We start from the raw sequence: 25,796 nt of genomic DNA, 5'->3' as shown, positions 1-25,796 counted from the left end.
GGCCTCCTGAAATTGTGTCTTGCGGCAATGTCGCGTCACTTGTCCGGCGGGCTTGCGCTACCGGCATCCGGCATGGCGACCGCGCCGCCCAGCACTTCGCGCTGCGTATGCAGGAAATGCATATGGCGTTCGAACTGATCGAGAATGTCGTCGATCATCTGTTCCTTCGTGTAGCCCATCAGGTCGTACTCCAGGCTGCCCTCGGAGAGATAAGGCTCCACCCGGTAATACTCGGACGCCGATTGTTGCGGACGCATGACGAAGGACGGCATGGTGCAACGCACCGGCCAGACCTGATAGACGAAGTTCTGCGCCTCGCCCATTTCCACACTGATTTCCATATGCTCGTCATCCTCCGTGACGGTGGCGGGAAATCCGTTCTTCGCAAGCGTCTCCTTGATCCCCAGCATGGCGGGCTTCACTTCATCCGTCATGAAGCGATGAACCTGCTTCAACGAAGGAAAACTGGTCGCCCGCGCGATGCGTTGCCGCCAGCTTGGTGCTGCATGGGGCGCGCCGCCGAGCCTGCCGGAGAGATAGCCCGGGAGGCTGGCGCGGCGGCTGTCTTCCTTGAGCCCTTCCACCCGCAATGCCTTGTAGAGACCGGCCATCATGAGCAGCAGCACGATGGAGAAAGGCAGCCCCATGATGACGACAGTACTCTGCAACGCGCTTAATCCGCCCGCGATGAGTAAGGCCAGCGTCAGAATACCGATGATCCCGGCCCAGAGAATACGCATCCACACAGGCGCATCGCTGTTCACGTCCTTGAGCGTCGAGGTGAAGTTCGAAAGAACGAGAGAGCCTGAATCGCCCGATGTGATGAAGAAGACAATGCCCAGAATGGTGACGACGATGGTGGTAATGACCGCAAACGGCATGTTCTGAAGGAACAGATAGATTGCCGAACCCGGATTGTTCATCGCCTGTTCGCCGAAGGCCTCCTGCCCGGCCATCACCATCTCTATGGCGCTGTTCCCCATGATCGACATCCACGCCATCATGAAGACAAGCGGTAGCGTCAATGTGCCGAGCACGAACTGGCGGATCGTCCGCCCCCTTGAAATACGGGCGAGGAAAAGCCCCACAAACGGTCCCCATGCAATCCACCAGGCCCAGAAGAAAACGGTCCAGCCATTCAACCAGTCCGTGGGCGGATCGAATGCGTAGGTGTTGAACGACATGGAAACGAAGTCGGACATGTAGTCGCCGACATTCATCACGAAAGCATTCAGCAGGAACGTCGTCTCGCCGACAAAGAGCACGAAAATCAGCAGGAGAAGCGCGAGCGCCATGTTGAACTCGGACAGGCGGCGAATACCGCGCTCGACCCCGGTCGCCGCCGACAGCGCGGCAAAGACGATGATGGCGACCACGAGCCCCGCCTGCGTCCAGGTACTTTGCGGAATACCGAAGACGTGATCGAGACCGTAATTGAGCTGAATGATCCCGATGCCGAGGCTTGTCGCAATGCCGAACACGGTGCCCAGAACGGCGGCAATATCGACGCTGTGTCCGATGGGCCCATAGATACGCCGCCCGAAAACGGGAAACAGCGCGGAGCGGATGGTCAGCGGCAGCCCGTGCCGGTAGCTGAAAAACGCAAGCGCCATACCGACCAGCGTATAGACCCCCCAACCGGAGATGCCCCAATGCAGGAAAGTCAGCTGCATCGCATGGCGCGCCGCCTCGACGGTGCTGCCCTCGCCCACCGGCGGCGCAAGGAACTGGGTAACGGGCTCCGATACGCAGAAGAACAGAAGATCGATGCCGATACCGGCCGCAAACAGCATCGCGGCCCATGTAATGACGTTGAACTCGGGCTTTGCGTGATCGGGTCCGAGACGCAAATTCCCGAAGCGCGAAAAGGCAACGGCAACCACGAAAACCAGATAGAGAACGATCGCAACGAAGTAGAACCATCCCAGCGAATTCGATATCCACGCGAGCGTCGTATTGATGACGAGGTTCGCAGAGTCGATGAAGAACATCGTCCACAATGCAAAGCCGGCAATACCGATCGCGGAAATGTAGAACACGACGGGATTGATCCGGTCGCCACTTGCCTGCTCGCGGCCCGGTTCCGTGGATTCGCTCATTGATTTTATCTCCTGTGCGCGAGCGGACGAAGTTCCGGTGGTTGGCTTTCGCTGCTAGAAGGCGAAAGCGACGCTGCCCACCAGCGCTCCGACATTGTCATCGCTCGCCAGCGCGGGTGTAACGCCAGTGGCGTCGTGCCAGCGCACATCGAAGGTCACGTCATTCCAGCTCTTGGAGACGCCCACATCGTAATAGGTGTAGTCCTGATCGCCGATGCCACCCGCCTCATCGAAAGTCTGCCGGCCGATGCGGCCGGACAGCGCGAAGTTCTCGGGCAGGTCGAACGTGACAACCGTTTCGACGGCGATAGCGGATGTGCCGTTGAAGAAATCTTCTCCGAAATAATTGTCCGCATACCACACGCTGCCGCCGATGCTCGCACCGTCGAACGCGTAGGTCAGGATTCCGTAGATTTCCCAGTAGTCGTAATCGAAATCCGAGCCCGGATAGGAATAATACCAGAAGCCGACATCGTAGGTGAGGCGCGTATCGCCGATGGCTTGTGAGAAGCCGATGAACGGATCGAACTCCATCGAGTTGCCTGGCCCGCCTGCATCGGTGTTGGAAGACCACACGCCGGCATAGAATCCGCTATTATGCGCCCAGGTAACGTCGCCTTGTATCTGAGGTCCGTCATCGGTCTGCGAAATGCCGCGAAACATGTAGTTCGTGGCGAGACGGAGATTTCCGCTGAAGGAGCCGCCCGCGAAATCGTAATCTTCGCTACCGGCGGATTCTTCAGTCTGGTCCTGAGCGGCAGCACCGTTGATGGGCCCCATGCCGATCGCCGTCAAAACCGCCAAGGCCAGCCAGCCCCGATTTTCCATTCGTCAGCTCCTCAAAACTGTCCTTGGGCAGAATGTCTTGAGCATGAGAACGCCTTTATCGCCGGTGGGTTCCATGGAAAAGCCACAATTCGGATTGGGGCTGTCCCCATTTGAGACACTCTTCGCTCTCGCTGCACGTCGTCATACGCAACAGAGTGCAGTATATCTTCCCCAGCGTGGGAACATGAAACGGATGCACCCTGAACGGATGCACCCTGCGTGACCCCGCTCCATCGGTTTGGCATCTGTAATTCCGTATACTGAATTTATTCCCGCCCCGGCATCATGCTTCGGGCCGGGAATTATGACAGTGAGGAACCGGGCTTATCCCCGGCGAAACGGGACGGTTTACGCTTGCCGCCTTTCAACCTGACAGGAGAAAGCCGATGCCGTTTCCTTCTAATCCCCGGCCGGGCATATTTGCGGCCTCGCCTGGGGACAAGAACAGGAGCTTTATCCCCGCCTTCGGGGACAAGACCGGGAGGATTTATCCCCGCCCCCCGGGGATAAGACCGGGAGGATTTATCCCCGTCCACCGGGGACAAGACTGCGGGACTTATTCCCGCCTCCGGGGACAAGGCCGGGAGGATTTATCCCCGTCCCTGGGCACAAGAGGGTCATTTGTGACAGTTTGATGACGTTTCGATGACGGTCGAATGGGGGATAAGAAAAACCCAAGCAATTTCAATCACTTGGGCACTATCGATTTTGTAACGGTTCCGTTACAAAACGTCGGCCCCGAAGCGCTTGCGAGAACGCCCGGCCCGCTCTAGTTTGCCCGCTAATCCCCGGTTTCCAAGGAGTGCATGGCATGGCGGGCGGCAAGACACCGAAATTCTGCAACGAGACAGGCGTCCGTGAAATCCATGTCGGCGTGCGCGAATTCGAATGTATCGGCGCAAAACCGCCCTTCGATCATCCGCATGTCTTTTTGGACATGGGTCGCGAGAACGAAATCATCTGCGGTTACTGCTCGACGCTCTACAAGTTCGACCCTGCCCTGAAGGCAGACGAGAGCCGCCCCGCCGACGCCCTCTATCACGAGGACCCGCTCGCCATCGCCGGCCACGGCTGAGCCTAAGCTCGTCGAAAGCGGGCGAAGGCTGGTGGCCCCTGCGGGACTCGAACCCGCACTCCCTTTCGGAAAGCAGATTTTAAGTCTGCTGCGTATACCAGTTTCGCCAAGGGGCCCCGGCGTGTAGCGCGTTAAATAGCCTGCAAAGCCAAGCGCTTACAAAGAAAAACGGCGGCCCCGAGGGACCGCCGTTTCGCATTCAAGAGGCTCGTTGGCCGATCAGCCTTCGAGGCCCTGCCACACCGGCCAGCAATTGTTGCCGGCGGAAGCGGCGAGAGTCGCCTGGGCTTCCGTGGCGTTCGCGCCGTCGGCGGTCTGCTCGCTGTCCGCGCCGCCCGTGCACCATACGTAGAACTTGTGCGTACCGGCCTTCGACATCGCGCCGAAGCTCGAATCGAGGGCGGAAGCAGCGCTCGAGAGCATCATTGCAGCGCCCGCAGCCATACCCAGAATAGCGAATGTCTTCTTCATGTCGTTTTCTCCCTCCGGGTCACCGTGACCCTGATTTTGTTTTCAGGCCTTTTCAGGTCGAAGCCTGTTCCCCCGCCGCCAGCCCCTGCGCACATGCTCGCCGGGAAGGCCAGCAGACCTTCATGCGGGAAACTCTAGTCGGTTCGGCAAAAATTGTATCGCCCGTAAGCCGCGCATAGGCTGAAACTTTTGTAATGTTGGGGATAAATGTTGCAGATATGAGACAGAAACCCCTTGTTTTCCGGGCTCTTCAGGCCTGCTCGCCGATTGCTGGCTCCACCCCGAATTCCCGCATGAGCGCCGCCACCTCGCCCTCCACGATATCGAGCTCTCTCGAATCGGTGGCACGCATCACAATGCTCGTGCCAAAAATCTTGCCCTTGTAATAGGGATAGCTGCCAATGCCGACACCCGGATGGCGGGCCTGCAGGTCGCCCAGTTTCTCGGCAATGGTGCCCTCCCCGATCTGACCGGTCACGGTGCGGCTCTGCATGGTCGCCCCTCCTTTCAGGCGGCCCGTCAGGCTGTCGAGCATGACCTGCATGACCATCGGCACACCCGCCATCACGAACACATTGCCGATCTGGAAGCCGGGGGCCTTGCTCAAGGGATTCTCGATCATGATGGCGCCTTCCGGCAGCCGCGCCATGCGCATCCGCGCCTTCGTGAACTCGCCGCCCGTCTCGTTGTAGTGATCCCCAAGGATTTTCACGGCTTCAGGGTGATAGCCGATACCGACACCAAAGGCCTTGGCGACGGCATCCGCCGTGATGTCGTCATGCGTCGGGCCGATGCCGCCGGTGGTGAAAACATAATCGTAGCGGGCCCGCACCTCGTTCACCGTTGCGACGATCACATCCTCGATATCGGGAATAACGCGCGCCTCGCGCACCTGCACCCCGATCCTGTTCAGATGGGTCGCGATATAGGCGAGGTTCGAATCCCGCGTACGGCCGGACAGGATTTCGTCGCCGATCATCAGCACGCAGGCCGTGACCGTTTTCGCAGGTGAAGAAGGTGAGGCGCTCTGCGGCATGGGACGGAATCCTTGAATGTCATTTCACGGCAGAATAGCGCCGCACGCCCCCCGCTTTCAAATAAAGGCTCCGGGCACTATGTTAGGGCCAACATTTCACGAAGACCCTGCGAAAGAAGCCGATGAGCTATACCGACGCCCTCGAAGCCCCGGAACGCAACACCGGGCGGATCAAGATTCATGACGCCGAGGCCTTTGAAGGCATGCGCCGCGTCGGCCGTCTCGCGGCGGAAGCGCTCGACATGCTTGTGGAAGAGATAAAGCCCGGCATCACGACGGATCATATCGACCGCCTCGTCTTCGATTATGGCATGGATCACGGCGCCTACCCCGCCCCGCTCAACTATCGCGGCTTCCGCAAAGCCTGCTGCACCTCGATCAATCATGTCGTCTGCCACGGTATTCCCGGCGACCGCGTTCTGCGGGATGGCGACGCGGTGAATGTGGACGTGACCTATATTCTCGATGGCTGGCACGGCGACACGAACCGCATGTATTTCGCGGGCGAAGCGCCCCGCAAGGCGCAGCGGCTCGTGGACGTGACCTATGAAAGCCTGAAGCGCGCTATCGCGGTGGTGAAGCCCGGCGCCACGCTTGGCGACATCGGCCATGCAATTCAGGACTATGCCGAAAGCCAGCGCTGCTCGGTGGTGCGCGAGTTCTGCGGACATGGCCTCGGCCGCGTCTTCCACGATACCCCGAACGTGCTTCACTATGGCCGCAAGGGTCAGGGCGCGACGCTGAAGGAAGGCATGTTCTTCACCATCGAACCGATGATCAATCTCGGCAAGCCCGGTGTGAAAATCCTCTCCGATGGCTGGACGGCGGTCACGCGCGACCGCTCGCTCTCCGCACAGTTCGAGCACTCGATCGGCGTGACGGCAGATGGCTGCGAAATCTTCACCAAATCCCCGGCGGGCCGCGACTGCCCGCCCTACGTTTAAAGAAGAGCGCGGGGCTCATGGGGGACGGGGGCGAAGCGAAACCGCACTATGCGGGTCACAGAGAGCGTCTGCGCGAACGCTTCCTGAAGTCGCCCGACGCCCTGCCCGACTACGAGCTGCTTGAGCTCATTCTCTTCCGTGCCATTCCCCAACGCGACGTCAAACCGCTCGCCAAGGAATTGATCGCGAAGTTCGGCGGTTTTTCGGAAGTGCTGAATGCCGAGCCTGCAAGGCTTCGCGAGGTGAAAGGCGTGAAGGACGCGACCATCACCGAACTCCGCATCGCACGCGAAGTGGGGCTTCGCATTGCGCAGGCCAAAGTCCTGAAAAAGGAAGTGATCGGCTCCTGGGATGCGCTCCTCGAATATTGCTCGGCTTCCATGGCGCATAACCCCACGGAACAGTTCCGCATTCTCTTTCTCGACCGCAAGAATGTGCTGATCGCCGACGAGGTACAGCAAAAGGGAACGGTCGACCATACGCCCGTCTATCCGCGCGAGGTCGTGAAGCGCGCGCTGGAGCTCAATGCCTCCGCCTTGATCCTCGTCCACAACCATCCTTCAGGCGACCCGACGCCATCCAACGCGGATGTTGAAATGACACGCCAGATCGTCGACACGGCAAAGCCGCTCGGCATCGATGTGCACGACCACCTCGTCGTCGGCAAGGGGCGCCATGCGAGCTTCCGCTCAATGGGCCTCATATAATCCGTCTACGGATTTATAAGATGGAAAACGGGGATAAAGCCACCCCACCGTCACGGTAACGTCACTGAACCGTCACAAACCTCCCGAATATCCCCACCCCCGTGGATAAAGCGGCGGAGCGCCGCGCACTGTCCCTTGCCGTGGATTACCCTCGAAATGAGGGACAAGGAGAGCCTGCGGATCAATATTCTAGGGTGTGCGGTTTGGCCGGGGATAAGCCCGAACGACGCTGTCACAAACCAGCGGGATAGAAATTATCCCCATACCCGCAGATGCAATGCGGCCCCCTGCTTCCCTTGTGAAGTTTTACAAGCAAATAGAAATTATCCCCATGCCCGCAGATGCAATGCGGCCCCCTGCTTCCCTTGTGAAATTTTACAAGCGACATGACTCACCGCCGCTCACCAATGGACAAAGGAGAGTCGCGGCCACTCATTCGCGAAGAGGCATCGCGCCGCTTGTTCCAAGCCAACTTTCAGGGATAAACACGGGCGCACTGTCACGGTAATGTCATCAAACCGTCAAGAACGGCATGATTATCCCCGAGGAGGGAAAAACATGCGCCACCGGCCCGCCGCGGCTCACAGATATCATTATCCCCGGGTTTCCGGTCTCAGGAAGCAACTGCGATCACGATGATTTCCGGCGAGGTGGGAAGAAGTTTGCTGCCGTCCCAGTCGCCATAAACCTCATCGGCCGAAAAGCCCGCACGAAAAAGCCGCGCGGCAAGCGCCTCCATGTCGAGGAAACGAAGCCTGCTCTCGCTGGCGAGCGGCAATGCGTCGTCCTCTCCTGTGAAGTCGTGAACAAAGCCAAGCGTGTTTCCATCGAAGGGAACCGTAATGCGCGTTTCAATGCGAACGGCCCCGCCGTTCGGACCCGCAATCTCGGTCGCATTTCGGGGATGCCAGTTCTCCCAGGCACGAACAGCCGGATTTCGTGTCTCGAAAGCGAAACACCCGCCGGGAACGAGCGCCCTATGGAGCGATGCCAGCGTTTCATCGATTCCCTCGTCGCTCACCAGCGTCTGGAAAGCATGGCCTGTCATCACCGCAAGCTCGAACTCGCGATCAAAGCCGGCGCCAGGCAGATCGCTCTCAATCCATTCGACATCCGCCCGGCGGCGGGCGAGCGCAATCATCCCTGCGCCGGGATCGAGCCCACAAAGACGGCCTTCATGCCCTGCGTCCCTTGCCTCGGCGAGCATCATGCCCGTACCGCAACCGACATCGAGCACAGCATCTGCCTGCATAATGCGAGGCAGGTAGAAATCGAAGTCGTCGCGAACCGCGCGCGGATGCCAGAGGTCGTAAACCGCGGCGAGATAGGAATCGGAGAAAAGAAGATCGGCCATGGGGCAACTATTCACGCCGCATCAGAAGCGGCAGCTAAACCGGCGCCCGACATGATCCCCGCAGCGCTCGAAAGAACCCGCCCCACGTTTCCCTCCCCAGAAAACTTTCGGCAATCATTGAGACGGCGGCGAGAGACGAAGGCAAGCAGAAATGAATTTCCCGGCACGACGCAAATAAGACCTATCTCTTCCTCACCAGCGTCACGCCGTCGCCGATGGTCAGGAGCGAACTGTCGACGCGGCTGTCGCTCGCAATCTTGAGGTTCAGGGACTTGAGCGCTTCGGTGTCGGCGTCGCCCTTCGCCACTTCCGCGACGGCACCGCCCCAAAGCGTGTTGTCGAGTGCAATGAGACCGCCGGGACGAAGAAGATCGAGCGAGGCTTCATAATAGGCGTCGTAGCCGGTCTTGTCGGCGTCGATGAAGACGAAGTCGAAGGTACCCTCTCCGCCATCGCCGAGAAGATCGTTTAGCGTGTCGAGCGCGGGGGCGAGGCGAAGGTCGATGCGCGCATCAAGCCGCGCCTCCTTCCAGTATCTCTTCGCGATCTCTGTCCACTCCTCGCTGACATCGCAACAGATGAGCCTTCCATCCTCGGGCAGCGCGGAGGCGATTGAAATGGCGCTGTAGCCGGTGAAGGTGCCGATCTCGATGGCGTGTTTTGCGCCGATGGCGGAGACGAGCAGCGAGAGGAAGGCGCCCTGATCCGCACCGATCTGCATGCCCGCGACGGAGAGCTTCGATGTTTCTTCACGAAGCCGCGCCTGCACATCCGTCTCATGCGCGAGCGACGCGACGTATTTGTCGACAGCTTCAGGAAGGAGGGAACGCATAACTTTTGCCTCTAGAATTTACTCAGTGGAACATTTGACCCGGCTCAGAAGCCCGCCTGACGACGCGCTCATACTTCTCTACAGAAATTTCCTCCACAACCAGCGGCGCGCCGTATCGCTCCCTCATACGCTTCTGAAAACCGCAAGTCGTCATCAAGTAGAGGCTTCCTCGCTGCGCAGTTGGAATATCGAGAACTTCGCTCCCGGCGTTGTACGCATAACCGAGCTGTTCGTGCACGCGGTGGAGTGCCGGCGTGAAAGCGTGTGGGAACTGGCGATATTCGGTAGAAGAAATGGCGGTATAGCAGACCGCCATATCCGGTACCTTTTCATCGCATGCGGACAGCGGCACCGCAGCGACAAACACGCCACATAGAAAAGACGACTTAATTTCATTGTACTCCTACGATGGGCTGACTTGCACACGCTGCTTTTCCGGTACGTCGCATCGACAATATCGTCCAAACGGAAAAGCCGCCATGCATCGCTGCATGACGGCTCTTTTGCGCGAATGAACGTCGCGTCAGCCCGCAAAGACCGGCGCGTATTTCTCGCCCCATCCCCGCGCGAGTTCGAGTTCGAAGGCAAGCTCATAGAGCACCTTCTCGCCGCCAAGCGGCGCGGCGAATTGCGAGCCGATGGGAAGCCCTGCATCGTTCCACGACAATGGCACCGACATGGCGGGCGTGCCGACGACATTGTGGAGCGGCGTGTAACTCACATAGTCGACGGTGCGCTCGTAAAGCGTATCGAAGGCGACGGTCGGCGCCTGCTGCCCGAGCTTCGGCGGCGCAGAGGCAAGGACCGGCGTCAGCCAGACATCGTAATCCGCCATGAAGGCATTGGTCTTTGCCGTCACTTCCGCAAAATGTTTCAACGAGACTTCGAGCGCATCGGCAGGCTTCGCGTCGTAATATTTGGCCAGACCAACGGTCCAGGGCTCAAGCACCTCTTCCGGGTCGAGGCCATTTTCCTTCGCGAGTGCGACGAGTTGAGACGGACCGGAAGCCCATACTGTGAGGAAGGCGTCGATAAAGGCGCGGCCGTCGACCGGGTTCTTCACCGGTACGATTTCGTGGCCAAGATCGGCGCAGAGCTTCGCCGTTTCCTCGATGGCGGCCTTCACATCCGTATCCGGCTCGACGCCGTAGTAATTCTCCGTGTTGAAGGCGATCTTGAGACGCTTCTTGCCGGGCCCTTCGACGCGGCCGATGGGCGCGAGCACGGCCTTCTCGCCCTTCATCTCCGAAAGATCCATCAGCGTCGCGCTGTCGCGCACCGAACGGCTGACGCAATGCTGCACGCCGATATCGCCCGGCAGGCTGCGGCCCCCGAGATAGATGCGGCCGCGGCTCGGCTTCAGCCCGAAGACACCGCAGCAGGAAGCGGGAATGCGAATGGAACCGCCGCCATCCGTCGCATGGGCGAGCGGCACCATGCCGGACGCGACGGCCGCAGCCGCACCGCCCGATGACCCGCCCGTCGAATGTTCAAGGTTCCACGGATTACGGCTCGGCCCGAGCAAGAGCGGCTCCGTCGTGCCGAGAAGACCGAACTCCGGCGTGTTGCTCTTGCCGAGCATGACGAAGCCCGCCTGCTCGTCCGAGGCAATGAGCGGGTCGGTCTCCGGCGAGATATTTTCGGCAAAGAGGCGCGAGCCGGAGGTGGCGCGTGTGCCCGCCAGATTGTCGAGATCCTTCACGAGGTTCGGTACGCCGGTGAAGGGCCCTTGCGGGAGGCCGCCCTTCGCAGCTTCGCGGGCGCGGTCGTAGAACTTCGTCACGACGGCATTCACCTCGCCGTTCACCTGCTCCACCCGCTCGATACCGGCATTGACCAGATCAAGCGCCGTCATCTCGCCATTGCGCACCAGCTCGGCCTGCGCCAGCCCATCCATCTTCGCCAGCTCAGGCGCGGCAAGCGCCGGACGCAACCCCGCGCCATAGGCGCCCGCGACCAGAGCCGTCGCCGCCGTCGATTTCAGGAATGTCCGCCGCGAGAGATTCATGCCCATCACCACTTCCTCCATTTGCCCGCGCTTCAAGGCGCGATTCTTCTGACCCGGAAGGCTAACGCGTAGACATAAGTCAAAAAATCGAAAAAGATTGGAGATCATCTTCAGATTTTCAGAAAGAAGTCCATGCACCCCAATCTCGTGGACCAGCTCCGCACCTTCCTGGCCGTGGCGGAAGCCGGCACCTTCTCCGGCGCGGCTGAAACGCTGGGCCGGGCCGTCTCGGCGGTGAGCTATGCCGTGGGCAATCTCGAAGAGGCCTATGGCGTGAAGCTCTTCGACCGCTCCGGCTACAAGCCGCGATTGACGAAGGAGGGAGAGGCGCTGCTGTCCGACGCCGAGATCGTGTTCCGGCGGCTCGACCGGCTGAACGCGCGCGTGGCCGCCATGACCGGCGGCGAGGACGTAGACCTCCCCATCGCGGTGGATGCCGGGTTCAGCCCGCCGCTGCTGGCCTCCGCCGTCGCGGCGCTGCTGGCCGAAAGCCCGCATGTGAACCTGCGCATCCGCATGATACACGAGGCGCGTATCCTCGATGAGGTGCTCTCGGGCCGGGCGCGCATCGGCATTGTGAGCCTGGAGGCCGGTCTTTCGGGCAAGCAGGTAGACGGGCGCGACCTCGCCACCCACACCATGCATACGGTCGCCGCACCGGACTATCCGCTTTCCAGGGTAAAGCAGCCCTTCCCCCTCTCCGCGCTGGACGACCATCGCCAGATCGTGGTGGCGGACCGCGAGGGGGCGGCGCATGGTTTCGACTACCGGGTGCACACGACGGACGTGCTGATCGTCGACAATGCGGCGCTCAAACTCGAACTGCTGAAAGCGGGCGCGGGCTGGGCCTTCGCGCTCGACCATGAGGTCGCGGGCGCGCTGGCGGAGGGCTCGCTTCTGAGCCTCGAATGCAGCGCCGTGCAGCATGCCGGGCTCCACCGCTTCGGCGCGATCTGGCGGGTGACGACCCCGCCGGGGCCCGCCGCGGCGCGGCTCCTCGACCTGCTCTCGGACGAAGCCGGAAAGGCCGAGAGAGCGAGGGGTTTTCGGACCGGTTGAAGGGGGCACCCCCAAGTGCTAAACCCCGCTCATCCTTTCAAGCATCACGAGGCGCCCGATGATCCCGCGCTATTCGCGACCGGAAATGGTCGCTATTTGGGAACCCGACACGAAGTTCCGCATCTGGTTCGAGATCGAGGCCCATGCCTGCGAGGCGCTGGCGGAGATCGGCGTAATCCCGAAGGAAGCCGCGAAGAACATCCGCGAGCGCGGCGACAAGGCCGTCTTCGACGTCGCCAAGATCGACGAGATCGAGCGCGAGGTGAAGCACGACGTCATCGCCTTCCTGACGCATCTTTCCGAATTCATCGGCGAGGATTCACGCTTCGTCCATCAGGGCATGACCTCGTCGGACGTGCTCGACACCTGCTTCAATGTGCAGCTTGCGCGCGCCTCCGACCTGCTCCTCGCCGACATGGACGCACTGCTGGCCGCGATCAAGCGCCGCGCCTTCGAACACAAGGACACGGTCTCCATCGGCCGCAGCCACGGCATCCACGCCGAGCCCGTGACCTTCGGCCTGAAGATGGCGGAAGCCTATGCCGAGTTCGAGCGCTGCCGCGAGCGGCTGGTGAATGCGCGCAAGGAAATCGCGACCTGCGCGATCTCCGGCGCCGTGGGCACCTTCGCCAATATCGACCCGCGCGTGGAAGAACATGTCGCCAAGGCGCTGGGCCTCGAAGTGGAGCCCGTGTCGACGCAGGTGATACCGCGCGACCGGCACGCGATGTTCTTTGCGACACTTGGCGTCATCGCCTCCTCCATCGAACGGCTGGCGACGGAAGTACGCCACCTTCAGCGGACCGAAGTGCTGGAAGCCGAAGAGTTCTTCTCCGAAGGCCAGAAGGGCTCGTCGGCCATGCCGCACAAGCGCAACCCGGTCTTGACCGAAAACCTGACGGGCCTCGCCCGCCTCGTGCGCGGCATGGCGCTGCCGGCGATGGAAAATGTGGCGCTCTGGCATGAGCGCGACATCTCGCACTCCTCCGTCGAACGCATGATCGGCCCGGACGCGACGGTGACGCTCGACTTCGCGCTGGTGCGCCTCACCGGCGTGATCGACAAGCTGCTCGTCTACCCTGAACAGATGCAGAAGAACCTCGACAAGCTGGGCGGGCTCGTCCATTCGCAGCGCGTGTTGCTGGCGCTGACGCAGAAGGGCGCGAGCCGCGAGGACGCCTACCGCCTGGTACAGCGCAACGCCATGCCGGTCTGGCGCGGCGAAGGCAATTTCCTCGACCTGCTGAAAGCGGATGCGGACGTGAAGAAGTATCTGAGCGATGCCGAAATCGAGGAACGCTTCGACCTCGGCTACCACACCAAGCATGTCGACACGATCTTCGCGCGCGTCTTCGGCAAGGAGGCCATGGCCCAGAAAGACAAGAAGCAGGGCAAGGCGGCGGAGTAGGCTTCACCTCTCTGTCACATTCCGGCCTATACTGCGCGGCATAGACATTCCGCCATCGAGAGGATTCCGCCATGCTCCGCACCGCTTTCGACGGCTCGCGCCGCCGCCGCATCTATCTCTTCCGCCATGGCGACGTGTCCTATGTGGATGAACAAGGCAACCGCGTTGCCGATCCGGCGGTGGTGCCGCTGACGGACTGGGGCCGCGAACAGGCGAGCCTGACCGGCAAGGCGCTGGCGAAGACACCCTTCGACCGGGCTGTGAGTTCGAGCTTCCCGCGGTCGATGGAAACGGCAAGCCTGATCCTCGAAGGGCGCGGGATCGAGATTGAACCGCTCGATCATTTCGTCGAATTTCGCGGCGACCCCGCTTTCCGCAACCAGATCACGGATCTGAACGACATCGCCTATTCCTTCCGGGACGCGCATGTACCCGGCGCACGCTACAATGGCGGCGACAGCTTCGAGGAAGTGAACGCGCGGGTGACGGGCGCGCTGGAAACGCTGATCGCGGAACCCGAATGGGAAACGCTCGCCCTCGTCGCACATGGCGGCATCAACCGCCTTGTGATCGGCTGGGCGCTCGGCACGGGGCTCGCGACCTTCTCCGCACTCGACCAGAACACGGCCTGCGTCAACGTGATCGACTTCGACGAAGATCCCGAAACGCGCGACATCAGGCGCAAGACGCTCCGTGCCCTGAACGTCACGGTCTACGATCTGGTGAAGGAAGGAAACCACCTTCTCTCGCTCGAACAGATCGCCTCGCGCCTGAAGGTGAAGGAAGCAGCGGCCTGACGGCTACCGCTTTCCCTTCACGAACTTGTCGCTTTCCTCCTGCGCCGACCGGAAATTGGTCGAGAGCTGGCTCTGATCGGCATCGGCATAAGCACTTACCTTGTGCAGCGCATGGGCGGTCGCATTGACCGCTTCCTTCACCATGCGCACGGCGGGCGCGGGCATCGACGCGGCGGCGCTCGCCAGCTCCATCGCCTTCTCGACCACATGGCCGTCATCGGCGATCTCCTCGATGAGACCCCAGTCGAGCGCGTGCTCCGCACTCATTCGTTCGCAGAGAATGCATATGCGTTTCGCGCGCGCGGGACCGACCAGCGTGATGAGACGCGGCAGCGCGCCCCATTGCAGGTTGATGCCGATCTTCACCTCCGGCACGTAGAGGAAAGCGCCCTTCCCCATGACACGCCAGTCGAGCGCGAGCGGCAGCGCAACGCCCGCGCCTACCGCCATGCCCTCAATGGCGGCGACCGTCACCTGCGGCATGTCTTCCCACGCCTGGCAGAGCTTCACGCCGCGATAATAAACCTGCCGGAGTTCGAGATCGGTGCCCGCGGTAACGGCACGGCTCGCCCGTTCCTTGAGATCGATGCCGCCGGAAAAAGCCTCCCGCGTGCCCGTCAGCACCACAGCCTGCGTTTCAAGATCGTCCTGAAAGCGGCGCGCGACATCGGTGAGTTCGAGAATGGTCTGCTGGTTGAACGCATTACGCGCGCCCTTGCGGTCGAAACGCACCAGCGCAACCGCGCCCTTCTTCTCGATGGTGACGTTTTCATAGGCGGTCATCTTATTTCCTCCCCTTTTTTTGTTTTGATGTGTCGATTGTGCGGGAAAGGAATGTAGAAACTCAAGCGCGATGGCCTAGCAGACCCCCGCCCAGCGAAAGGCACGGCGCAGTTCATCGACCGCGTTTTCCTCGTAACATTGCCCATGCGCGAGAATGATCCGCACCGGCTCCCACGAAATCATGGTCTCGACCGCCTCTTTCACCTCCGCCTCGTGCCCGGCAAAGGTGGCGCGCAAATCGCGTGGCATGGAACCGTGAGGCGCGGCGACGCCCGCCAGCCGGTAGAGCATACGGGCAATGCCGCCGCCGACCTTCTTCATCTCGAAGTTCTCGATAAGATCGGCAAGAATGAGCGTGGACGAGGAGCGATGAAAGAAGACAGCTTCCGTCATGAAGCGGCCGGGCACCAGCACCTGATCGATCTCGCCCGCCCATACATCTTCCGGCTCGGATGTCAGTTCGCGATCGAAGGTGATGCCATGCGCTTTCTCCGCGACACGCGGCGCGGCCAACGCAATGGCATCGGGATAAGCAATCTGCCACTCGCCGGCCCACCAGTAGTGAATCTTGTTCGGCGCGACGATGTAGCGGACGGGACCAAGCTCGGCGAGCTCAGCCTTCAATCCGCCCGATAGCGCGACAGGCGAATGCACCCACAGGCCGCCATCCGCCAGACGCACAATTGTCATACGCGTCGGGAAAGGAAGCTCAATCCAGAGCCACTTCATTCCGATCACCGGCCCGTCGACGATCCATATATCGTCATCGACGGGCTTCAGCGTGCCGATAGGCTCATAGGCGTCGACCCGGAACATGTGCGGCCTCCCTTACGGGACCGACTATTCCGTATGCGGCAAGGCGAAGGCAACCACGAAATCCCCCAGCGACGTTCCGGCGCGCGCGTGCCCACCCGCGGCAATGACGACATATTGGCGGCCCTCCCATTCATAGGTCATGGGCGTGGCCTGCCCGCCTGCGGGAAGACGGCCCTTCCAGAGTTCCTCGCCGGATGCCGCATCGAAGGCGTGGAGGTAATCGTCCATCGCCGCGCCGATGAAGACGACGCCACCCGCCGTGACGATGGGTCCGCCGAAATTCGGCGTACCGAGTTTCCACGGCAGCGGAACGGGCGCGAGGTCGCGCACGGTACCGAGCACGCTTTCCCATGCGATGGTGCCGTCGGAGAGATCGACTGCGGTCAGCATGCCCCAGGGCGGCGGATTGCACGGAAGACCGAGCGGCGAGAGCACAAGCTCGCGCTTCACCGACCAGCGCGTCGGCGCCTGAGGCGAGATTTCCTCGTTCGGTTCGGCTGCTTTGGCGGCTTCATAGTTTTCCGACGGGATCAGCGTGATGAGATGCGCGGCGCGGCTCGTGTTGATGTACATGAGCTGGCTTGCGGGATCGAACGCCATGCCGCCCCAGTTCGCGCCGCCGCCTGTGAAGGGATACATGATCGTGCCTTGCGGGCTCGGCGGTGTGTAGAGACCTTCGGAGCGTGCACCGGCAATCTTTTCGCGGCAGGCCTTGCGGTCCCAGTAGGTGAGGCCCCAGGCATCGTCCGGCGAGAGCGTCTGCGGCACCAGCGGTGGCGGCGCGACGGGAAATGGCTGCGTGGGCGAGAGAAACTCGCCCAGGGCGCCGCCCTGCGGCACGGGACGCTCCTCGACATCGAAAAGAGGTTCGCCCTTATCCCGGTCAAGAACGAAAACAAATCCCGTTTTTGTCACCTGCACCACGGCATCCATAGGCCTGCCATCGCGCATGAGCGTAACAAGGCTCGGCTGTGCGGGAACATCATAGTCCCAGACATCGTGATGCACAGTCTGGAATGACCAGCGCACCTTGCCCGTCTTCGCTTCGATTGCGACAACGGAGTTGGCGTAGCGATTGTCGCCTGCGCGCTCGCCTCCGAAGAAGTCCGGGCTCGGCGATGACGTAGGCAGAAAGAAGAGACCGCGCGCTTCGTCCGCTGCGATGGGCGCCCAGACATTGGCGTGTCCCGTGCGCGAGGCAACGCCGCCACGCGGCCAGCTCTCGGGATAGTCCTCAGCGCCGCGCGCAACGGGATTGAATTCCCACATGGGTTTGCCGGTCTTCGCATCGAAAGCGCGGACCGTACCCTTCGGCGCATCGACGCGGCGATTGTCGCTGATGGACGAGCCGATAATGACGACACCATCGGCAACGGAAGGCGGCGATGTGATCTGGAATTCGCCCGGCCATAGCAAATCCATCCCTGGATCGGCTTTCACCTGTCCGTCCTTGCCGAAGCCGAGACAAGGCTGCCCCGTCGCCGCATCGAGCGCGAGGAGGCGGGCATCAACCGTGCCCATGAAGAGACGCGAAGCGCAAAGACCTCCCTCGCCTGCCGACGCATCCACCCACGGCGTGACGCCGCGACAGACGAACTGGTTGCCCGGCCGGTAGCCGGTGCCGACCTTTGGATCGTAGCGCCACTTTTCCTCGCCTGTACCGGGATCGAGCGCAACCACCTCGTTGAAGGGCGTACAGAAAATGAGCGCGCCCTCAAAAAGAACCGGCGTAGCCTCGAAGGCGCTGTGTTTCATGTCGTCCGCATGGGCCGTCATGTCGCCCGTCCGATAGGTCCAGGCCTGCTCAAGCTCGCCCGCATTGCCGGGCGTGATTTCCGCCGCTTGCGAATGGCGCGTCCCGCCCGCGTCGCCCCCGTATTGAGGCCAACCGGCCTCCGCCTGCGCGAGCGATGCCGACGCCAGCATCCCGATCAGCGCCATCACGAACGAGCGCATCATGCCATCCTCCATAAAGAATTTGACTGAATGATTCATTCATTTATTTTCAGGAGTCAAGATCTTTCGAGATGCGCTAGAACTTCGCCACGAAAAAAGGAAAGGAAGCCGGGTGGCCCGCAAAAAAGAACCCCAGAAACTGGAGGCGATTGCCGAGGCGGCCATCACCTGTTTCACCGACCTCGGCATAAGGCGGACGCAAATGGCCGACGTGGCCAGAGTTGCGGGGGTCTCGTCGGGCGCGCTCTATCTCTATGTGTCGAGCAAGGAGGCGCTCTTCCATCTTGCAATCCTGAAGGTCTGCGACCGGTCCCTCGACAGCCTCGCCCTCCCTCTCGCCGACCCCGGCATGAAAACGGCAGTGGCCGTCTTCGCCGCCCGCACGGCCGAAGTGATGCATTGGCCGACGCTGGACGCTTCCCTGAAGCCGCGCGCCAGCGTGAACCGGGACACGCTTCTGGCCATCGGACGCGAGCTCTATGACATGCTGCATGAGGCGCGCCGCGCGATCTGGCTTATCGACCGCTGCGCGACGGAAATCGCCGAGTTCGAGCAGATGCATGCGAAGGATCTCCGCGCCCGGCACCGGGACAAGCTCGCCATCGTCGCCATGAAGGCATCAGGCCTGAAAGGGAAAGCCGGGCCGGATGTTCGCCTGGCCGCCAGGCTGGCCATCGAGGCCGTGGCCTGGGGAGCAATGCACCGGATGCGTGAGACACCGGTCAACGCTATCGCCGGGCTGAATGAAGACGATGCGAGGGAAACGACAGCCCGGGCCTTCGCGGCCACTCTAATGATCCAGGCGGATAGAATCGCCTCGCGCGAAAACGGGAAGCATTAACGGCATATTACCCTTTGGACACGAAAGTCGGCAGACGCGGTCGCGACGAATGACCCTAAGCATCCGAAAGCCGGAAAAATGTTCTCGCATACTCCCACGGGAAGCCGACAAGCCCCTGCGGGCACACCGAGACAGGTCGAGACCATCGTGGTCCCGGTTCCCGAACCGCTGCATCCTCAGTCACGCGACGTCATCGACTTCTGGCAGAAGCACCGCGTAAACGGCCGCCTGCTCAGCCGCTCGAAGCTGCCCTGCCGGGAAACCGTTTCACTTCTGCCGAGCATTTTCGTGCTGGAGCGCATGGATGAGGCGGGCGAGGACTGGCGCATCCGCCTTGTCGGCACACATCTGACGCGCTGGCTGGATTTCGACCCGACAGGGCTTACCATTTCCGCCTTCTTCCACCCGAATTCCCTCGCACATAACGCGAGCGTCTACCGGTCGGTAACGGAAGAGCGCCGCATGCACATCACGCATGGACGCCTTCACGGCGTGAACCGGGACTTCCTGCGGCTCGAAATCGTTCATCTGCCGATGGAAGGCGCCGGCCCGGACGAGATGCTGCTGCTCGGCTGCATCTCGATTTTCGACAACTGACGCCGCCGAAACAGCCTCAGCTCTGAAGCTGGCGGATCGCTTCGTCCATCAGCTCGGCCATTGTACGGCGGATCTGGTGGTCGGACTGATCGACACTCTTGGCATCGAAATCGCGGCGGACCTTGCGGAAGACATCCTCATCGCCCGCTTCCTCGAAGTCGGCGGCAACCACTTCCTGCGCATAGGCATCGGCGGCATCGCCACTCAAGCCCATCTTCTCCGCTGCCCAGAGCCCGAGCAGCTTGTTGCGGCGCGCCGCCGCCTTGAAGCGCATCTCCTCGTCATGGACGAACTTCTTCTCGAAACCGTCTTCGCGCTTGTCGAAGGTGGACATGGACAGGGTCTCTCCGTTCAAAACACCGGCGGAATCGCAAGGCGCAAACACCGCGCACGCCAGCAAGGAATTCCCCCTAGGCATAGCCGTCCGGTTCCTTCAAATCAACCGCGATCGGGCTTCGGCACGCTCCATGCGACGAAATACCTAAGCCACTGATTTCGGGGCACTTTTTTCAAGGCGTGCGGCGCAACAAAGGCCGATTGTATCGCATCTGGCCTTGCGTTACCTTGCGCACGCCGGAGAGCCGATTCCGCAGCCTTATCCGGCTCTCCTTCCCGCCACGAGCGGCCCTCGAAATCTGGCGGAGCGACATTCAGTCCCGGAGCCGCTCTCCGGGCTAACCGATTGGAATCATGACATGAGCCGGCGCAGACGCGTTTATGAAGGCAAGGCCAAGGTGCTGTATGAAGGCCCGGAGCCGGGCACGCTCATCCAGCATTTCAAAGACGAAGCGACCGCCTTCGACGCAACCAAGCGCGCCACCATCGAGGGCAAGGGCGTCCTCAACAACCGCATTTCCGAGTTTATCTTCACGCGGCTGAACGAGGTTGGCGTACCGACGCATTTCATCCGCTCGCTCAATATGCGCGAGCAGCTGATCCGCGAGGTCGAGATCATCCCTTGCGAGGTCGTCGTGCGCAACGTGGCGGCGGGCTCGCTCTCCAAGCGGCTCGGCATCGAAGAAGGCACGATGCTCCCCCGCTCGATCATCGAGTTCTACTACAAGAACGACGAACTGCACGACCCGATGGTCTCCGAAGAGCACATCACGGCTTTCGGCTGGGCCACCCCGCAGGAAATCGACGACATGATGGCGCTCGCATTGCGCATCAACGACTTCCTGACCGGCCTCTTCCTCGGCATCGGCATCCGCCTTGTCGACTTCAAGGTCGAGTTCGGCCGCCTCTATGAAGGTGACATGGTGCGCGTGGTTCTGGCGGACGAAATCAGCCCCGATTGCTGCCGCCTCTGGGATACGCGGACGAACGACAAACTCGACAAGGACCGTTTCCGCCGCGACATGGGCGGCCTCGTCGAAGCCTATCAGGAAGTCGCGCGGCGGCTCGGTGTGCTCGTGGAAAACGAGCCGAAGCGCCGCGGCCCCACGCTGGTGAAATAAGACACGCTAAAGGCAAGGAAGCATGAAGGCGCGTATCAAGGTCACGCTGAAGAACGGCGTTCTCGACCCGCAGGGCAAGGCGATCGAGGGAGCCCTCGGCTCTCTCGGTTTCTCTGGAATTGAAAGTGTGCGTCAGGGCAAGTTCTTCGAGGTCGAACTCGCAGAAACCGACCCGGCGAAAGCGCGCGCCGCGATCGACGAGATGAGCAAGAAGCTCCTCGCGAACACGGTCATTGAAAACTACGCTGTGGAGATCGACGAGCAGTGAGCATGAAGTCCGGCGTCGTCGTCTTTCCAGGATCGAACCGCGAGCGCGATATGCTTCGCGCGCTCGACGAGATCACCGGCACGAAGCCCGTGCCTATCTGGCATGCCGAAACCGAGCTGCCCGATCTCGACCTCGTGGTGCTCTGTGGCGGCTTTTCCTATGGCGACTATCTGCGCACCGGCGCCATCGCCGCGCGCGGGCGCATCATGCCAGCCATCGCGAAGGCGGCGGACAAGGGTGTGCGCGTCCTCGGTATCTGTAACGGGTTCCAGATCCTCTGCGAGGCAGGCCTGCTGCCCGGCGTATTGATGCGCAATGCAGGTCTCAAATTCGTCTGCAAGGAAGTGAAGCTCGAAGTCACCAATGCCGATACGGACTTCACGCGCAAATACAGGCAGGGCGAGGTCTGGCGCTGCCCTGTCGCGCATGGCGACGGCAACTACTTTACGGATCCCGAAACGCTGAAGCGCCTCGAAGGCGAAAACCGGGTGGGCCTGCGTTACGCGGAAGGCACGAACCCGAACGGTTCGCTGAACGACATCGCGGGCATCCTGAACGAGCGCGGCAACGTCTTCGGCATGATGCCGCATCCCGAAAACATGATCGAACCGCTGAACGGCGCAACCGACGGACGCGCCCTTTTTGAAAGCGTGCTGGAGGCTGTGGCGTGATACCGAACGATGTCAGGATCACCCCGGAGCTTGTCGCCGAACACGGCCTGAAGCCCGACGAGTATCAGCGCATTCTCGATCTCATCGGCCGCGAACCGACGCTGACCGAGCTCGGTATCTTTTCGGCGATGTGGAACGAGCATTGCTCCTACAAATCCTCGAAGAAATGGCTGCGCACGCTGCCGACAACGGGCCCCCGCGTCATCTGCGGGCCGGGCGAAAATGCAGGCGTCGTCGACATCGGCGACGGACAGGCGATCATCTTCAAGATGGAAAGCCACAACCACCCCTCCTACATCGAGCCCCATGAAGGCGCAGCGACAGGCGTGGGCGGTATCCTGCGCGACGTCTTCACCATGGGCGCGCGCCCCGTCGCGGCACTCAACGCGCTGCGCTTCGGAGAGCCCGACCATCCGCGCACACGGCACATCGTATCCGGCGTCGTTGCGGGCATTGGCGGCTATGGCAATTCCTTCGGTGTGCCGACCATCGGCGGCGAAGTGAATTTCGACCCGAGCTACAACGGCAATTGCCTGGTGAACGCTTTCGCGGCGGGGCTCGCCGATACCGACAAGATTTTCTATTCGGAAGCGAAAGGCGTCGGCCTCCCCCTCGTCTATCTGGGCTCGAAGACGGGACGCGACGGCATCCACGGCGCGACCATGGCCTCGGCGGAATTCGGCGAGGATTCCGAGGAGAAGCGCCCGACCGTCCAGATCGGCGATCCCTTCTCCGAAAAGCTGCTGCTCGAAGCCTGCCTTGAGCTGATGGCATCGGGCGCCGTCATCGCCATTCAGGACATGGGCGCAGCAGGCCTCACCTGCTCCGCCGTCGAAATGGGCGCGAAGGGCGGGCTCGGCGTCGAACTCGATCTCGACAAGGTGCCCTGCCGCGAAGAAGGCATGACAGCTTACGAAATGATGCTGTCGGAAAGCCAGGAACGGATGCTCATGGTGCTCGACCCGGCGCGCGAAAAGGACGCCGAGGCGATCTTCGTGAAATGGGGCCTCGACTTCGCGGTGGTCGGCAAGACAACCGACGATCTGCGTTTCCGCGTAAGCCGCCACGGCGACATCATGGCGGACCTGCCGATCAAGGAACTGGGCGATCAGGCACCGGAATATGACCGGCCCTTCGTGAAGACGGCAAAGCCGAAACAACTGGCGCCGGCCGATGTCGCCGCGCCGAACGATCTCGGCGAAGTGCTGACGAAAATCCTGGCCCTGCCCGACATGTGCTCGCGCCGCTGGATCTGGGAGCAATACGACCATCTCATCCAGGGCAATACGGCAATCGGACCGGGCGGCGATGCCGCCGTGATCCGTGTCGAGAACGGGCCCAAGGGCCTCGCCTTCTCGCTCGACGTCTCGCCCCGCTATTGCGCGGCCGACCCTGTGGAAGGCGGCAAGCAGGCGGTCGCAGAATGCTGGCGCAACCTGACGGCCGTCGGCGCGGAACCGCTCGCCGTCACCGACAACCTGAATTTCGGCAACCCCGAAAAACCCGAGATCATGGGGCAGTTCGTCGGCTGCATCGAAGGCATCGGCGAAGCCTGCCGCGCGCTGGACTTCCCCGTCGTCTCCGGCAACGTGTCGCTCTACAACGAGACCAACGGCAAGGGCATCCTGCCCACTCCCGCCATTGGCGCTGTCGGCCTGCTGCCGGACTATGAGAAGCGCGCCACCATCGCTTTCAAGGCGGAGAAAGAGGCGCTCATCGTCATTGGCGAAACGAAGGGCCACCTTGGTCAGTCGATCTACCTGCGCGACATCGTGGGCAAGCGCGACGACGCCAGTGCCCCCCCGCCCGTCGATCTTGGCCTTGAGCGCCGCAATGGCGATTTCGTACGCGGGGAAATCCGGGCCGGAAACCTGACCGCCGTCCATGACGTTTCGGATGGCGGCATCCTTGTCGCCGCCGCCGAAATGGCGATGGCGGGCGGCATCGGCGTGAGCCTGAAGCCGCAAACGGACCTGCCGCTGCATTGCTGGGCTTTTGGCGAAGATCAGGCCCGCTACCTCGTGACCCTCGCCGAGGCAGAGGCGGATGCCTTCATCGCCCGCGCGCGTGAAACCGGTGTGCCTGCCGCCCGTATCGGCACCACGGGAGGCCATGAATTGACACTCGATGGTGGCGTTCCCATATCATTGACAGGTATGAAAGAAGCCCATGAAGGCTGGCTGCCCGCCTATATGGCGGCAGGCGCCGAGCTTTGACGGTCGGGGAGAACGCGGCATGGCCATGACGGCATCGGAAATTGAAAGCCTCATCAAGGAAGCGATTCCCGATGCCGTGGTCGATATCCGCGATCTGGCAGGCGATGGCGACCACTATGCCGCGAATGTCGTCTCCGCTTCCTTCAAGGGCAAGACGAGGGTGCAACAGCACCAGCTGGTCTATGCCGCGCTGAAGGGCGGTATGGGCAACGAGTTACATGCATTGGCGCTGCAGACGAGCGCACCGCAGGATTGACCCGCCCAACGAGGCGGAGAGGAGCAGAATTATGAGCGACAACCCGGTTATCGACCGCATCAAGAACGAAGTGTCGAGCGAGGACATCGTGCTCTTCATGAAGGGCACGCCCGTCTTTCCGCAATGCGGCTTTTCGAATGCCGTCGTGCAGGTGCTGACCTATCTCGGTGTGCCCTTCAAGGGCATCAATGTGCTGGAGGATGACGACATCCGCCAGGGCATCAAGGAATTCTCCGAATGGCCGACCATCCCGCAGCTCTATGTGAAGGGTGAATTTGTCGGCGGCTGCGATATCGTCCGCGAGATGTTCGAGCAGGGCGAGCTGCGCGACTTTCTTGCGCAGAAAGGTATCGAGACACAGGCGGCTTGACGCCCCTCTCCGAGCAAGCCAGGCCGGACAAAACGGCACCTGACAAAGCGACGGCGAACAACAAATAGCAAACGACAAAAAAGGCCGCTCTTTCGAGCGGCCTTTTCTTGTTCCATTGTCGCGCTGCGACTGGCTGCGCGAGGAATATTCCCCGTGCCGCGCTGCGACTAGCTGCGCGAGTAATATTCGATGACGAGGTTCGGTTCCATACGAGCCGCGTAAGGCACATCGGCGAAAGCCGGCGTACGAACGAACTTCGCGACCATCTTGTCGTGATCGATGTCGAGATAATCAGGCGTGTCGCGCTCGGCGCTCTGCGAGGCTTCGAGAACGAGACCGAGCTGCTTCGACTTCTCGCGAACCTCGATGACGTCGCCTTCACGCACACGGTAGCTCGGCACGTTGACGCGCTTGCCGTTCACGAGCACATGACCGTGGCCCACGAACTGGCGGGCGGCGAAGACGGTCGGCACGAACTTGGCGCGGTAGACAACCGCATCGAGACGGCGCTCGAGCAGGCCGATCAGAAGCTCGCCCGTATCGCCCTTCAGGCGCTCGGCCTCCTTGTAGATGCCGCGGAACTGCTTCTCGGAAATGTTGCCGTAGAAACCCTTGAGCTTCTGCTTGGCGCGGAGCTGGACGCCAAAGTCGGAGAGCTTGCCCTTGCGGCGCTGTCCGTGCTGGCCGGGACCGTATTCGCGGCGGTTGACCGGGCTCTTCGGGCGACCCCAGATGTTTTCGCCCATCCGGCGGTCGATTTTGTACTTGGACTCCTGGCGCTTTGTCATCGCGGTTTCCTTGGGTCAAAAATTTAAGGAAACGCGCCCTCCTTTACCCTCTCCCGTTCTCCGGGTCGGGGCCGACAGGGGCAGGCTACAAGCGTCGCCTTTCCCACGGGTGCGTATCTAATGAAACCGGGCCCCGCCCCATTCACAAGGAATGGCGGA

Annotated in this window: 27 protein-coding genes and 1 tRNA gene; 14 read left to right on the top strand and 14 right to left on the bottom strand. The window is 61.5% G+C overall.

From position 1 onward, the window contains the following. Positions 1–35 precede the first annotated feature (35 nt). Both betT and ABJO61_RS16090 read right to left on the bottom strand, forming a co-directional pair. Positions 36–2,099 (bottom strand): choline BCCT transporter BetT, encoded by a 2,064-nt coding sequence (gene betT, locus ABJO61_RS16095; RefSeq protein WP_348329427.1) that lies wholly within the window; start codon positions 2,097–2,099, stop codon positions 36–38. A 54-nt stretch (positions 2,100–2,153) separates the two neighbouring features. Beyond that, a complete protein-coding gene (locus ABJO61_RS16090; RefSeq protein ID WP_348329430.1) occupies positions 2,154–2,927 on the bottom strand; it encodes a TorF family putative porin in 774 nt (257 codons plus the stop codon). An 811-nt stretch (positions 2,928–3,738) separates the two neighbouring features. On the opposite strand from ABJO61_RS16090, the gene ABJO61_RS16085 reads away from it, so the two are divergent. Beyond that, the gene (locus tag ABJO61_RS16085) at positions 3,739–4,002 is read left to right on the top strand and encodes a zinc-finger domain-containing protein (protein ID WP_348329432.1); all 264 of its coding nucleotides are present in this window, start codon (positions 3,739–3,741) and stop codon (positions 4,000–4,002) included. 29 nt (positions 4,003–4,031) lie between these two features. On the opposite strand, the gene ABJO61_RS16080 is transcribed toward ABJO61_RS16085, so the two are convergent. The 3 genes from ABJO61_RS16080 to ABJO61_RS16070 form a co-directional block, all read right to left on the bottom strand. Further along, a tRNA-Leu gene (locus tag ABJO61_RS16080) sits at positions 4,032–4,118 on the bottom strand. Positions 4,119–4,221: 103 nt separating this feature from the next. Continuing rightward, a complete protein-coding gene (locus ABJO61_RS16075) occupies positions 4,222–4,473 on the bottom strand; it encodes a hypothetical protein (protein ID WP_348329434.1) in 252 nt (83 codons plus the stop codon). 250 nt (positions 4,474–4,723) lie between these two features. Beyond that, positions 4,724–5,509: a molybdopterin-binding protein gene (locus ABJO61_RS16070; protein WP_348329437.1), complete on the bottom strand. Its 786-nt coding sequence runs from the start codon at positions 5,507–5,509 to the stop codon at positions 4,724–4,726. A 122-nt stretch (positions 5,510–5,631) separates the two neighbouring features. Here ABJO61_RS16070 and map point away from each other — a divergent pair, with 122 nt between their 5' ends. Then, the gene (gene map / locus ABJO61_RS16065) at positions 5,632–6,453 is read left to right on the top strand and encodes a type I methionyl aminopeptidase (RefSeq protein ID WP_348329440.1); all 822 of its coding nucleotides are present in this window, start codon (positions 5,632–5,634) and stop codon (positions 6,451–6,453) included. Positions 6,454–6,470: 17 nt separating this feature from the next. Continuing rightward, positions 6,471–7,160, top strand: coding sequence for a DNA repair protein RadC (radC, locus tag ABJO61_RS16060; RefSeq protein WP_348329443.1), 690 nt, complete (start codon positions 6,471–6,473; stop codon positions 7,158–7,160). A gap of 613 nt (positions 7,161–7,773) precedes the next feature. Here the strand turns inward: radC and ABJO61_RS16055 are convergent. From ABJO61_RS16055 to ABJO61_RS16040, 4 genes are all read right to left on the bottom strand, one after another. Further along, the gene (locus ABJO61_RS16055; protein WP_348329446.1) at positions 7,774–8,514 is read right to left on the bottom strand and encodes a methyltransferase domain-containing protein; all 741 of its coding nucleotides are present in this window, start codon (positions 8,512–8,514) and stop codon (positions 7,774–7,776) included. A gap of 181 nt (positions 8,515–8,695) precedes the next feature. After that, positions 8,696–9,346: a class I SAM-dependent methyltransferase gene (locus tag ABJO61_RS16050; RefSeq protein ID WP_348329449.1), complete on the bottom strand. Its 651-nt coding sequence runs from the start codon at positions 9,344–9,346 to the stop codon at positions 8,696–8,698. 22 nt (positions 9,347–9,368) lie between these two features. Then, positions 9,369–9,662 (bottom strand): hypothetical protein, encoded by a 294-nt coding sequence (locus ABJO61_RS16045; protein ID WP_348329452.1) that lies wholly within the window; start codon positions 9,660–9,662, stop codon positions 9,369–9,371. A 207-nt stretch (positions 9,663–9,869) separates the two neighbouring features. Further along, positions 9,870–11,390 carry an amidase gene (locus tag ABJO61_RS16040; RefSeq protein WP_348329455.1) on the bottom strand — a complete coding sequence of 507 codons (1,521 nt, stop codon included), beginning with the start codon at positions 11,388–11,390 and terminating at the stop codon, positions 9,870–9,872. A 96-nt stretch (positions 11,391–11,486) separates the two neighbouring features. Here ABJO61_RS16040 and ABJO61_RS16035 point away from each other — a divergent pair, with 96 nt between their 5' ends. The 3 genes from ABJO61_RS16035 to ABJO61_RS16025 all read left to right on the top strand — a co-directional run bounded on the left by ABJO61_RS16035 (position 11,487) and on the right by ABJO61_RS16025 (position 14,618). Further along, entirely contained in the window at positions 11,487–12,413 is a 927-nt protein-coding gene (locus tag ABJO61_RS16035) for a LysR family transcriptional regulator (RefSeq protein WP_348329458.1), read from the top strand. Between the two features lie 58 nt (positions 12,414–12,471). Beyond that, positions 12,472–13,821 carry an adenylosuccinate lyase gene (gene purB / locus ABJO61_RS16030; protein ID WP_348329461.1) on the top strand — a complete coding sequence of 450 codons (1,350 nt, stop codon included), beginning with the start codon at positions 12,472–12,474 and terminating at the stop codon, positions 13,819–13,821. Positions 13,822–13,892: 71 nt separating this feature from the next. Next, a complete protein-coding gene (locus tag ABJO61_RS16025; RefSeq protein ID WP_348329464.1) occupies positions 13,893–14,618 on the top strand; it encodes a histidine phosphatase family protein in 726 nt (241 codons plus the stop codon). Positions 14,619–14,621: 3 nt separating this feature from the next. Here ABJO61_RS16025 and ABJO61_RS16020 read toward each other — a convergent pair whose 3' ends face one another. The 3 genes from ABJO61_RS16020 to ABJO61_RS16010 all read right to left on the bottom strand — a co-directional run bounded on the left by ABJO61_RS16020 (position 14,622) and on the right by ABJO61_RS16010 (position 18,176). Beyond that, on the bottom strand, positions 14,622–15,401 hold the full coding sequence (locus ABJO61_RS16020) for an enoyl-CoA hydratase/isomerase family protein (RefSeq protein ID WP_348329467.1): 780 nt from the start codon (positions 15,399–15,401) through the stop codon (positions 14,622–14,624). A gap of 75 nt (positions 15,402–15,476) precedes the next feature. Further along, positions 15,477–16,217, bottom strand: coding sequence for a DUF4336 domain-containing protein (locus ABJO61_RS16015; protein WP_348329470.1), 741 nt, complete (start codon positions 16,215–16,217; stop codon positions 15,477–15,479). A 24-nt stretch (positions 16,218–16,241) separates the two neighbouring features. Continuing rightward, positions 16,242–18,176, bottom strand: a complete 1,935-nt coding sequence (locus ABJO61_RS16010; protein ID WP_348329473.1) for a pyrroloquinoline quinone-dependent dehydrogenase — start codon at positions 18,174–18,176, stop codon at positions 16,242–16,244. Between the two features lie 109 nt (positions 18,177–18,285). Between ABJO61_RS16010 and ABJO61_RS16005 the strand changes: the two genes are divergently transcribed. Beyond that, positions 18,286–19,014, top strand: a complete 729-nt coding sequence (locus tag ABJO61_RS16005) for a helix-turn-helix domain-containing protein (protein WP_348329476.1) — start codon at positions 18,286–18,288, stop codon at positions 19,012–19,014. Between the two features lie 78 nt (positions 19,015–19,092). After that, on the top strand, positions 19,093–19,611 hold the full coding sequence (locus ABJO61_RS16000) for a PAS domain-containing protein (RefSeq protein ID WP_348329479.1): 519 nt from the start codon (positions 19,093–19,095) through the stop codon (positions 19,609–19,611). A gap of 16 nt (positions 19,612–19,627) precedes the next feature. On the opposite strand, the gene ABJO61_RS15995 is transcribed toward ABJO61_RS16000, so the two are convergent. Then, a complete protein-coding gene (locus ABJO61_RS15995) occupies positions 19,628–19,945 on the bottom strand; it encodes a DUF1476 domain-containing protein (RefSeq protein ID WP_348329482.1) in 318 nt (105 codons plus the stop codon). A 361-nt stretch (positions 19,946–20,306) separates the two neighbouring features. Between ABJO61_RS15995 and purC the strand changes: the two genes are divergently transcribed. From purC to grxD, 6 genes are read left to right on the top strand one after another with little or no spacing between them, the layout of a single operon-like run. Then, a complete protein-coding gene (gene purC, locus ABJO61_RS15990) occupies positions 20,307–21,068 on the top strand; it encodes a phosphoribosylaminoimidazolesuccinocarboxamide synthase (RefSeq protein ID WP_348329485.1) in 762 nt (253 codons plus the stop codon). Between the two features lie 22 nt (positions 21,069–21,090). Continuing rightward, the gene (purS, locus tag ABJO61_RS15985) at positions 21,091–21,336 is read left to right on the top strand and encodes a phosphoribosylformylglycinamidine synthase subunit PurS (protein WP_293332746.1); all 246 of its coding nucleotides are present in this window, start codon (positions 21,091–21,093) and stop codon (positions 21,334–21,336) included. 2 nt (positions 21,337–21,338) lie between these two features. Further along, the gene (gene purQ / locus ABJO61_RS15980) at positions 21,339–22,007 is read left to right on the top strand and encodes a phosphoribosylformylglycinamidine synthase subunit PurQ (protein WP_348329588.1); all 669 of its coding nucleotides are present in this window, start codon (positions 21,339–21,341) and stop codon (positions 22,005–22,007) included. After that, the gene (gene purL / locus ABJO61_RS15975; RefSeq protein ID WP_348329591.1) at positions 22,007–24,223 is read left to right on the top strand and encodes a phosphoribosylformylglycinamidine synthase subunit PurL; all 2,217 of its coding nucleotides are present in this window, start codon (positions 22,007–22,009) and stop codon (positions 24,221–24,223) included. Before purQ ends, purL begins: the two co-directional genes overlap by 1 nt. A gap of 19 nt (positions 24,224–24,242) precedes the next feature. Next, a complete protein-coding gene (locus ABJO61_RS15970) occupies positions 24,243–24,479 on the top strand; it encodes a BolA family transcriptional regulator (protein ID WP_348329489.1) in 237 nt (78 codons plus the stop codon). A 31-nt stretch (positions 24,480–24,510) separates the two neighbouring features. Then, the gene (gene grxD, locus ABJO61_RS15965; RefSeq protein WP_348329492.1) at positions 24,511–24,849 is read left to right on the top strand and encodes a Grx4 family monothiol glutaredoxin; all 339 of its coding nucleotides are present in this window, start codon (positions 24,511–24,513) and stop codon (positions 24,847–24,849) included. Between the two features lie 167 nt (positions 24,850–25,016). On the opposite strand, the gene rpsD is transcribed toward grxD, so the two are convergent. Next, positions 25,017–25,637 carry a 30S ribosomal protein S4 gene (rpsD, locus tag ABJO61_RS15960; protein ID WP_348329495.1) on the bottom strand — a complete coding sequence of 207 codons (621 nt, stop codon included), beginning with the start codon at positions 25,635–25,637 and terminating at the stop codon, positions 25,017–25,019. Positions 25,638–25,796 lie beyond the last annotated feature (159 nt).

It is taken from the genome of Parvibaculum sp. (genome assembly GCF_039973015.1).
Classification (GTDB): Bacteria; Pseudomonadota; Alphaproteobacteria; order Parvibaculales; family Parvibaculaceae; genus Parvibaculum.
This window is presented reverse-complemented; position numbering and strand designations above follow the sequence as displayed.

Excerpts from the sequence above, each read along its gene's own strand:
- betT (WP_348329427.1), bottom strand. The coding sequence starts at position 2,099 with ATGAGCGAATCCACGGAACCGGGCCGCGAGCAGGCAAGTGGCGACCGG.
- ABJO61_RS16090 (WP_348329430.1), bottom strand. The coding sequence starts at position 2,927 with ATGGAAAATCGGGGCTGGCTGGCCTTGGCGGTTTTGACGGCGATCGGC.
- ABJO61_RS16085 (WP_348329432.1), top strand. The coding sequence starts at position 3,739 with ATGGCGGGCGGCAAGACACCGAAATTCTGCAACGAGACAGGCGTCCGT.
- ABJO61_RS16075 (WP_348329434.1), bottom strand. The coding sequence starts at position 4,473 with ATGAAGAAGACATTCGCTATTCTGGGTATGGCTGCGGGCGCTGCAATG.
- ABJO61_RS16070 (WP_348329437.1), bottom strand. The coding sequence starts at position 5,509 with ATGCCGCAGAGCGCCTCACCTTCTTCACCTGCGAAAACGGTCACGGCC.
- map (WP_348329440.1), top strand. The coding sequence starts at position 5,632 with ATGAGCTATACCGACGCCCTCGAAGCCCCGGAACGCAACACCGGGCGG.
- radC (WP_348329443.1), top strand. The coding sequence starts at position 6,471 with ATGGGGGACGGGGGCGAAGCGAAACCGCACTATGCGGGTCACAGAGAG.
- ABJO61_RS16055 (WP_348329446.1), bottom strand. The coding sequence starts at position 8,514 with ATGGCCGATCTTCTTTTCTCCGATTCCTATCTCGCCGCGGTTTACGAC.
- ABJO61_RS16050 (WP_348329449.1), bottom strand. The coding sequence starts at position 9,346 with ATGCGTTCCCTCCTTCCTGAAGCTGTCGACAAATACGTCGCGTCGCTC.
- ABJO61_RS16045 (WP_348329452.1), bottom strand. The coding sequence starts at position 9,662 with ATGGCGGTCTGCTATACCGCCATTTCTTCTACCGAATATCGCCAGTTC.
- ABJO61_RS16035 (WP_348329458.1), top strand. The coding sequence starts at position 11,487 with ATGCACCCCAATCTCGTGGACCAGCTCCGCACCTTCCTGGCCGTGGCG.
- purB (WP_348329461.1), top strand. The coding sequence starts at position 12,472 with ATGATCCCGCGCTATTCGCGACCGGAAATGGTCGCTATTTGGGAACCC.
- ABJO61_RS16025 (WP_348329464.1), top strand. The coding sequence starts at position 13,893 with ATGCTCCGCACCGCTTTCGACGGCTCGCGCCGCCGCCGCATCTATCTC.
- ABJO61_RS16020 (WP_348329467.1), bottom strand. The coding sequence starts at position 15,401 with ATGACCGCCTATGAAAACGTCACCATCGAGAAGAAGGGCGCGGTTGCG.
- ABJO61_RS16015 (WP_348329470.1), bottom strand. The coding sequence starts at position 16,217 with ATGTTCCGGGTCGACGCCTATGAGCCTATCGGCACGCTGAAGCCCGTC.
- ABJO61_RS16010 (WP_348329473.1), bottom strand. The coding sequence starts at position 18,176 with ATGATGCGCTCGTTCGTGATGGCGCTGATCGGGATGCTGGCGTCGGCA.
- ABJO61_RS16000 (WP_348329479.1), top strand. The coding sequence starts at position 19,093 with ATGTTCTCGCATACTCCCACGGGAAGCCGACAAGCCCCTGCGGGCACA.
- ABJO61_RS15995 (WP_348329482.1), bottom strand. The coding sequence starts at position 19,945 with ATGTCCACCTTCGACAAGCGCGAAGACGGTTTCGAGAAGAAGTTCGTC.
- purC (WP_348329485.1), top strand. The coding sequence starts at position 20,307 with ATGAGCCGGCGCAGACGCGTTTATGAAGGCAAGGCCAAGGTGCTGTAT.
- purS (WP_293332746.1), top strand. The coding sequence starts at position 21,091 with ATGAAGGCGCGTATCAAGGTCACGCTGAAGAACGGCGTTCTCGACCCG.
- purQ (WP_348329588.1), top strand. The coding sequence starts at position 21,339 with ATGAAGTCCGGCGTCGTCGTCTTTCCAGGATCGAACCGCGAGCGCGAT.
- ABJO61_RS15970 (WP_348329489.1), top strand. The coding sequence starts at position 24,243 with ATGGCCATGACGGCATCGGAAATTGAAAGCCTCATCAAGGAAGCGATT.
- grxD (WP_348329492.1), top strand. The coding sequence starts at position 24,511 with ATGAGCGACAACCCGGTTATCGACCGCATCAAGAACGAAGTGTCGAGC.
- rpsD (WP_348329495.1), bottom strand. The coding sequence starts at position 25,637 with ATGACAAAGCGCCAGGAGTCCAAGTACAAAATCGACCGCCGGATGGGC.